This is a genomic window from Streptomyces sp. NRRL WC-3549 (genome assembly GCF_000721935.1).
Classification (GTDB): Bacteria; Actinomycetota; Actinomycetes; order Streptomycetales; family Streptomycetaceae; genus Streptomyces.
In genome coordinates, this window is sequence record NZ_KL585423.1 from 71,805 (window position 1) to 79,432 (window position 7,628).

The 7,628-nt window shown below is 74.5% G+C and carries 8 protein-coding genes and 1 pseudogene; 3 read left to right on the forward strand and 6 right to left on the reverse strand.

Translation table 11 applies throughout. The features are described 5' to 3' along the window. The 3 genes from IH13_RS38490 to IH13_RS0126685 form a co-directional block, all read right to left on the reverse strand. A partial coding sequence (locus IH13_RS38490; protein ID WP_031088528.1) for a lycopene cyclase family protein occupies positions 1–910 on the reverse strand: 910 nt, incomplete at its 3' end. Between the two features lie 10 nt (positions 911–920). After that, on the reverse strand, positions 921–2,186 hold the full coding sequence (locus IH13_RS0126680) for an NAD(P)/FAD-dependent oxidoreductase (protein WP_031088529.1): 1,266 nt from the start codon (positions 2,184–2,186) through the stop codon (positions 921–923). Between the two features lie 199 nt (positions 2,187–2,385). After that, positions 2,386–2,616 carry a hypervirulence associated TUDOR domain-containing protein gene (locus tag IH13_RS0126685; protein ID WP_031088530.1) on the reverse strand — a complete coding sequence of 77 codons (231 nt, stop codon included), beginning with the start codon at positions 2,614–2,616 and terminating at the stop codon, positions 2,386–2,388. A gap of 250 nt (positions 2,617–2,866) precedes the next feature. On the opposite strand from IH13_RS0126685, the gene IH13_RS0126690 reads away from it, so the two are divergent. Continuing rightward, a complete protein-coding gene (locus IH13_RS0126690) occupies positions 2,867–3,445 on the forward strand; it encodes a Dps family protein (RefSeq protein WP_031088531.1) in 579 nt (192 codons plus the stop codon). Positions 3,446–3,558: 113 nt separating this feature from the next. Continuing rightward, entirely contained in the window at positions 3,559–3,981 is a 423-nt protein-coding gene (locus tag IH13_RS0126695; RefSeq protein ID WP_031088533.1) for a PPOX class F420-dependent oxidoreductase, read from the forward strand. Between the two features lie 150 nt (positions 3,982–4,131). Here the strand turns inward: IH13_RS0126695 and IH13_RS0126700 are convergent, their stop codons facing one another. Further along, a complete protein-coding gene (locus tag IH13_RS0126700; protein ID WP_031088534.1) occupies positions 4,132–4,533 on the reverse strand; it encodes a GNAT family N-acetyltransferase in 402 nt (133 codons plus the stop codon). Positions 4,534–4,627: 94 nt separating this feature from the next. Further along, a complete protein-coding gene (gene argG, locus IH13_RS0126705) occupies positions 4,628–6,073 on the reverse strand; it encodes an argininosuccinate synthase (protein WP_031088535.1) in 1,446 nt (481 codons plus the stop codon). Between the two features lie 227 nt (positions 6,074–6,300). On the opposite strand from argG, the gene IH13_RS0126710 reads away from it, so the two are divergent. Further along, positions 6,301–6,747, forward strand: a complete 447-nt coding sequence (locus tag IH13_RS0126710) for a nuclear transport factor 2 family protein (RefSeq protein ID WP_031088536.1) — start codon at positions 6,301–6,303, stop codon at positions 6,745–6,747. Here IH13_RS0126710 and IH13_RS41295 read toward each other — a convergent pair. After that, positions 6,677–7,628, reverse strand: a pseudogene (locus IH13_RS41295) (peptidase dimerization domain-containing protein); the annotation flags it as partial. The gene IH13_RS0126710 and the pseudogene IH13_RS41295 sit on opposite strands and share 71 nt — an antisense overlap.

Here is a 7,628-nt window from a genome sequence, read left to right on the forward strand (position 1 = left end):
CGTGCGGCGGGGGTACGTCGGCGCGGCCGTGGCGCAGGGCGGCGGCGACGGCCCGGCTCTGGCGCTGCACGGCCGCGAAGGTGTAGCCGGTCGCCGGGCGGGTGGCGCCTCCGGCCGCCCCGATCCGGTGGACGGCGGGCCCGGTGCGGCGCGGGAAGCGCGCGTCGGTCATGGGGATGACCCCTTGTTCGGCGGACTCCACGGTGAGCGGGCCGAGGCGCAGGACGTCGGCCGTGTAGTGCCGCAGGGCCGATTCGTAGGCGGGGGTGGTCAGCGGGGCCCGGGAGAACTCGGTGTACTCCACGAGCGCCCGGTCGGGGGCGAGGGGCAGGACGTAACCGAAGGCGAGCCCGTGGCGCGGCTGCGGGACCCGGAAGTCCATGAGGTCCGCGACCCCCGGGTCGAACCGGGGGGTGTCGGTGCGTACGAACCAGCCGCGGAAGTGCTGGAGCAGCAGCGTGCGGTGGGGCGGGGTGCGGTGCACGGGCCGGGAGTCGAAGACGTGGCTGCCCCGCAGGGTGAGCGGGCGGCCGTCGGCGCCCGTGCAGCGCACCTCGGCCCCGTACGGGGTGTCGCGCACCTCGTGGGCGGTGGCGCGCAGGAGCCGGGCCGCCGGGCGGGCCGCCAGCCGGGAGTGCACGAGCTGTTCGAAGCGGGCCGACCGGACCATGCGGTACCGCAGCGGTGCGGGGGCCGACTCGACGGTGGTGCCGTCCGCGCCCCGTACCCGCAGGCGCGTCCAGGAGGCGACGACGGCGTCCTCGAATGCCCCGGGCCCCGCCTCCCAGTAGCACCAGGTCCGCTCCGCGGGCCGCAGCGGCCCGTCCGGCGCCTCGACCACGGTCACCCGGGGCCCGGGGTCCTCGGTGAGCCGGTCGGCGAGGCAGAGGCCGGCCGCGCCGCCGCCCACGCCGCGCGGCTCATGTCCGGGCGGCGCGGGCCGCCGCGCGGTCGGCCAGCACCTCGCGTGCCGCCCGGCTGCCGGAGGCCAGCGCGCCCTGCACGGAACCGGTGGCCCGGTGGTCCCCGCAGACGTACCGGCCCGGGGCGAAGCGGGTGGTGCGGCTCAGCGGCCAGGGCGGACGCATCGCGGGCAGCGCGCCCTCCACCGTGTAGGCGGCGACCGGGTCCCAGGTGCTGGTGTCGGCGTCGTACAGCTCCGCGAGCCGGGCGCGTACCGTCTTCTCACCGCCCGGCGGACCGGCGCCCAGGACGGAGGCGGAGACCAGGGCGGTGCCCGGCGGGGCGTACGTGGGGGCGGCCTCGGTCAGGACGCAGCTGTTCAGGACGGCCAGGGCGCTGTCGACGACGAGCGTGGGCTCGGTCAGCGGCGACTTCCCGGCCGCGTAGTAGTACGTCGTCACGGTCCGGCCGTCCGGGACCCGGAGGCCGGGCAGCAGGCGGGCGGCGGTGGCGGCGTCCGTGGCGACGACGACGGCGGCCGCCGCGCGTTCGTGCCCGTCCGCCAGGAGCACACCGGAGTCGGTGAGCCCGGCGACGGGCGTACCGAGCCGCAGCGCGCCCTCCGGGAGCCGGGCGGCGAGCTGGGCGGGCACCGCGCCGATGCCCTGCGCGGGCAGGCAGAGCGTGCCGCGCGCCATGCTCCGCCAGACCAGGTGCAGGAAGCGCGCGGAGGTCTCCAGCCCCTCTTCCAGGAACACCCCGGACAGGAACGGGCGCAGCAGGTCCTCGATCGCGTCCGGTGACAGTCCGGCGCGGACGAGCGCCTCCGAGGCGGTGCGGTCGGTCCTGCGGGCGAGGCGTTTCGGCGGCAGCAGGACGTCGCGCGCGGTGAGGGCGGCGAGCGCGGCGAGGTCCCGGGCGGAGAGCACACGGCCGGGCAGCAGTTGCGCGGCGTCGCCCGGGCACCGGGTCGGGTCGGTGAGGCGGACCCGGCCCGAGCGCGTCCGGGCGACGACGCCCGGGGTGAAGGGACGCAGGCGCAGTGCGCGCAGGTCGAGACGGGACCTCACCTGCGGGTAGGAGGTGTTGAAGACCTGGAAGCCCCGGTCGAGCAGGAAGCCGTCCCTGCGGTCCGTGCGCATCCGGCCGCCGACCGCGTCGGAGGCCTCCAGCACTTCGACGCGCAGGCCCGCGCGGCCGAGGTCGAGCGCGCAGGCCAGGCCGGCGAGACCGGCGCCGACGACGAGGGTGTCCGGCGGTGCCGGGTGCTGTCGGTGTGTCATCCGTGCCCCTCAGGCTGCTCCGTCCCCGCACGGCTGACGGGCCCTCAAGCCGATCATGTTCCGGGCGCCGAAGCCAGCAGCCTCCCCCGGCCCGTCCCGGCGTGTGACCCGTGTGCCCCAGCCCCACGGGGGGTGCGCGGGTCACTTCAGCGGGGCGTGGGCCCGGTTCCTCGCCATCGTGCGCGGCCGGGGTCCGCCGTCAGGAGCCGTCGCCCTTCTTGTGCAGGGCGCCCGGCTTGTGCACGGCGGAGCGGCCGGACCGGTCACTCTCCACCTCGTACTGCGGGTCGTCCTTCGAGGCGTCGACGGTCCGGCCCGCCGCCTCGGTGCGTTCCGTGATCTTCCGGGTGACCTTGCCCGGTACCTCCTGGCCGTGGCTCTGCCAGGAGACCCGGTCGCCCTTCGCCACGTCGTCGTCCTTCTTCGGCACGGCGTCCTCCTCCTCGTGTCCGGCGCTCCGGCGCTCCGGCACTCCGGCACTCCGGCACTCGAACGGTCGCTCGACTCCTGTCGGCACCTCCAGGGTCGGACGGGCCGACGCGTCACGCACCCGCTGCGGTCCGGGGGCCGCGCGTCCGCACCGGTGAAACACACCGCGGGCCGTGCGCGGCCGGACCGCGGGGCCCGGGGCGACCTGTTTGTCTGGGTGTCTCACCGCCCAGACACGCAAGGAGCCCGCCGTGGCGTCACAGCGCTCGAACATTTCGTACACCGTGCCCGGGGTCAGCGACCAGGACAGCACCGAGATCATCGCGCTGCTGCAGATGCGTCTGCACTCCCTCAACGATCTGTCCCTGACCCTGAAGCACGTGCACTGGAACGTCGTCGGTCCGCACTTCATCGCCGTGCACGAGATGATCGATCCCCAGGTCGACCAGGTCCGGGACATGGCCGACGACCTGGCCGAGCGGATCTCCACGCTCGGCGGCGAACCGAACGGCACGCCCGGCGCGCTGGTGAAGGACCGCACCTGGAACAACTACTCGATCGGCCGCGCCGAGGCCATCGAGCACCTCGGCGCCCTCGACCTGGTCTACACGTCGGTCATCAAGGACCACCGCGAGGCCATGCAGGCCACCGAGACGTCCGACCCGGTCACCCAGGACATGCTCATCGAGCAGCTCAGGGGCCTGGAGCTCTTCCAGTGGTTCGTCCGCGCCCACCTGGAGTCCAGCGGCGGGGTGCTCTCCACCCGCGGCGCCTCGACCGAGACCGGCGCCGCCGGCCAGGCCGCCGAGCAGGCCCGCACCCAGCCCTGACCTGCCGCCGCCGGTGCCCGCGTACGGTTCCGTGCACGGGTTCGGCCCGCCGCCGGCGGGTACCGGTTCCGGACGGTCCCCACACCGCTGCCCGACGACAACGAGGAGTTCACATGTCCAAGCCGCCCCTGCCCTCCGAGGCCGTGGATCTGCTGCGCCGCCCCAACCCGTGCGTCGTCGCCACGGTCCGCTCGGACGGCGCCCCGGTCTCCACCGCCACCTGGTACCTCTGGGACGACGGCCGGGTGCTGATCAACATGGACGAGGGCCGGGTACGGCTGAAGCACCTGCGCAACGACCCGCGCGTGACGCTCACCGTGCTCGCCGACGACGACTGGTACACCCACGTCACCCTCATCGGCCACGTCGCCGAGATGTACGAGGACGAGGGCCTCACCGACATCGACCGCCTCTCGACCCACTACACGGGCAACCCGTACCCGGAGCGGAACCGGGCCCGGGTGAGCGCCTGGGTCGAGGTCGACCGGTGGCACGGCTGGGGCTCGCTGAAGGACAGCGACCAGGCGTCCACCTGAGACGGACGGGCGTGCGCGTCCGGGGACGTCCCCGGTGGCGATGCGACGGCTCACCGCCACCGGAACCGGCCCCGTCGTCGGCCTCGCCAAGCCACGGTCACCGCGCGCGGGCCGGCCGGCCGCGCCCTCCGCGCGGCGAGGCGCCTGGGCTCAGAGCGGGATCAGTCCGGCGGCCGTCGGCCTGAACCCGCAGGCGTCGAAGTAGAACGGCTTCAGGTCGCCCTCGAAGTCCACGTGCAGCCACGCGCACCCGGCGGCCCGGGCGCCGCGTGCCGCCTCCGCGACGAGCCGGGAGCCGACGGCGGCCCCGCGGTGGCCGGGGGCGACCACCGTGTCCAGGAGGAACGCGTGGGCACCGCCGTCCCAGGCGACGTTCACGAAGCCGACGAGGTCTCCGTCTCCGTCATGGCGTGCGCAGACCCAGCCGAGGCTGTGGCCGTGCAGCCGGGCCGCCCAGCCGGCGCCCTGGGCCGGGTGGCCGAAGCCCTCCGCGTGCAGCGCGTCGAGGGCGGCGTCGTCGGAGTGGCCGCGCCACGTGTACGTGATCGTCATGGCGGGAGCGTAGGCCGCCAGGTGCAGGGCCGGACAGGGGAAAAGCCCGGCCCTGCGCCTGGGGCGCCGGGCCGGGTCCGGGTTCGCTGGGTGGTCAGTCCGTGCCGAACTCCATCGCGGCGCGGTCCAGCATCTCCTCGTCGCCGGAGACCTCGCCACGGGAGGCGATGGCCTCGGCGCCGCCCTCGGGCATGTTGCCGATCAGGCCCGTCGCGGCGGCCTGGGCGGCGCCGATGGCCGGGTTGGCGGTGCCGATCAGGCCGATGCCGGCGTACTGCTCCAGCTTGGCGCGCGAGTCCGCGATGTCGAGGTTGCGCATGGTGAGCTGGCCGATCCGGTCCACCGGCCCGAACGCCGAGTCCTCGGTGCGCTCCATCGACAGCTTGTCCGGGTGGTAGCTGAACGCGGGGCCCGTGGTGTCGAGGATCGAGTAGTCCTCACCGCGCCGCAGCCGCAGCGTGACCTCGCCGGTGACGGCGGCGCCGACCCAGCGCTGGAGCGACTCGCGCACCATCAGCGCCTGCGGGTCCAGCCAGCGGCCCTCGTACATCAGGCGGCCGAGGCGCCGGCCCTCGTTGTGGTACTGGGCGAGGGTGTCCTCGTTGTGGATCGCGTTGACCAGGCGTTCGTACGCCGCGTGCAGCAGGGCCATGCCGGGCGCCTCGTAGATGCCGCGGCTCTTGGCCTCGATGATCCGGTTCTCGATCTGGTCCGACATGCCCAGGCCGTGACGGCCGCCGATGGCGTTGGCCTCCATGACGAGGTCGACCGGGAAGCCGAACTCCTTGCCGTTGATCGTCACCGGGCGGCCCTGCTCGAAGCCGATCGTCACGTCCTCGGCGGCGATCTCGACCGTCGGGTCCCAGAACCGCACGCCCATGATCGGCTCGACGGTCTCCACACCGGTGTTCAGGTGCTCCAGCGTCTTGGCCTCGTGGGTGGCGCCCCAGATGTTGGCGTCGGTGGAGTACGCCTTCTCCGTGCTGTCGCGGTAGGGCAGCTCGTGGGCGAGCAGCCACTCCGACATCTCCTTGCGGCCGCCGAGCTCGGTCACGAAGTCCGCGTCGAGCCAGGGCTTGTAGATCCGGAGGTTCGGGTTGGCGAGCAGGCCGTAGCGGTAGAACCGCTCGATGTCGTTGCCCTTGAACGTGGAGCCGTCGCCCCAGATCTGTACGTCGTCCTCCAGCATCGCCCGGACCAGGAGCGTGCCGGTGACCGCGCGGCCCAGCGGGGTGGTGTTGAAGTACGCACGCCCGCCGGAGCGGATGTGGAACGCCCCGCAGGTCAGCGCGGCCAGGCCCTCCTCGACCAGCGCCGCGCGGCAGTCGACCAGGCGCGCGAGCTCGGCACCGTAGGCCTGCGCCCGGCCGGGCACCGAGGCGATGTCGGGCTCGTCGTACTGGCCGATGTCGGCGGTGTAGGTGCACGGGACGGCACCCTTGTCGCGCATCCACGCGACCGCGACCGAGGTGTCGAGGCCGCCCGAGAAGGCGATGCCGACGCGCTCGCCGGCCGGAAGGGAGGTGAGGACCTTAGACATAGGAAGAGTATGCATGATTACGCATGACCATGCAAAACCCGTTGTCCGAGGCCTCGACCGACCGCCCGAAGGACGGGAGGGCGGGGAGACGGGAGGACGGCCCGGAGCCTCGACGCGCCGCACGGTTACCCGGGAGGTAATGGCACGGCCCGCGCATACCCGCCAAGATGCTGGTGCCGCTCGCACCGCGTCGCGGCGGCGCGGCGGCCCGAACGGAGTGATCAGCCATGTCCACAGCCACATCCGTCACCACCCGCGCCGCGGTGGAGGAGCTGCTGCGCCGGATCGGCGAGGGGAGCCCTGAGCGCATCGCCGAGATATACGCCGAGCGGGGCGACTGGAAGCTGGACTGGCCGGAGGCCGAGCACGGCCGGGCCGCCACGCCGTGGATCCGTCGCCGCTCCACCCGCGCCGACACCGCCGCCCACTACCGTGAAATCGCCGAGCACCACGTGCCGGGCGAGGCGGCCACCGAGATCGAGCGGGTACTCGTCGACGGCGCCGACGCGGTCGTGCTCGGCGAGATCCGCCAGACCGCCCGCTCCACCGGGCGCGCCTATCGCGCCCGGTTCGCCCTGCACCTCACCATCGAGGACGGCCTCGTCACCCGGCACCACGTCTACGAGGACAGCCTTGCCGTCGCCCAGGCCTTCGACCCGGAGCAACCGGGCTGAGCCCGCCGCGCGCGGCCGGGCGGCTGTCTCTTATACACATCCCCCCGCCCAGCCGGTCCAGGGCCGCCGCCGTCAGGGCCGTGATCGCCGGCGGCAGGGCGGTGCGGACGTCCGGGGCGAAGTACGGGGAGTGGTTCGGGGGGAGGCCGGCGCCCGCCTCGGCCCACTGCCGCGGGCTCGCCGTGCCGAACATCCAGTAGCACAACGGGATTCCGCGCTCCCCGTGCACCGCGAGGCCCGCGTCGCCGTAGAGGGGGAAGTCCTCCGCGGCCATCGACGGCGGCCAGTGGCCGACGCGTTCGGGGCCGTGGAGGGCGGTGTGGGCCGCGCGGACCGACTCGGTCACGGCCGGGTCGCCCCACAGCGCCGGGGAACGGGAGAGCGTCGTCAGTTCGGGCTCGCGCGGGCAGGCGGACGCGGCGCACTCCGCCCGTACGACGCGGTCCACGGCCGCCAGGGCGCGGTCCAGGGACGCGTCGGTGAGCGCCCGGACGCCGATGCCGAGTTCGGCCGTGTCCGGGACGACGTTCACCGCCGTGCCCGCCCGCACCGTGCCGACGGTGAGGCCGTGACGGCCAGGGCCGCGCTCGCCGCGGCGAGCGGGCCGTGCGGGCCGCCGTGGGCGACCATTCCGGCGGGCAGCGGTGCCGCGTGCTGGGCGAGGACCACGTCCGGTCTGCCGCAGCGCTCGTACAGCCCGTCCTCCAGCATCGCCCGGGCCCCCGTCAGGGTCTCCGCTCGCGTACGGGAGGCCGGTGCGCTCGGTGAGGGGCAGGGCGTCCAACTCGGCGCGCAGGTAGACGCGGGGGCCGTCGCCGTTGCGCAGGACGCCCGCGACGCCGTGGCCGCCGATGCCCCGGGTGACCTCGAAGCCGCTGCCG

Bases quoted from the DNA above. Each gene is read 5' to 3' on its own strand.
- IH13_RS0126710 (WP_031088536.1), top strand. From the start codon at position 6,301: ATGTCCACAGCCACATCCGTCACCACCCGCGCCGCGGTGGAGGAGCTG.
- IH13_RS0126680 (WP_031088529.1), bottom strand. From the start codon at position 2,186: ATGACACACCGACAGCACCCGGCACCGCCGGACACCCTCGTCGTCGGC.
- IH13_RS0126700 (WP_031088534.1), bottom strand. From the start codon at position 4,533: ATGACGATCACGTACACGTGGCGCGGCCACTCCGACGACGCCGCCCTC.
- argG (WP_031088535.1), bottom strand. From the start codon at position 6,073: ATGTCTAAGGTCCTCACCTCCCTTCCGGCCGGCGAGCGCGTCGGCATC.
- IH13_RS0126695 (WP_031088533.1), top strand. From the start codon at position 3,559: ATGTCCAAGCCGCCCCTGCCCTCCGAGGCCGTGGATCTGCTGCGCCGC.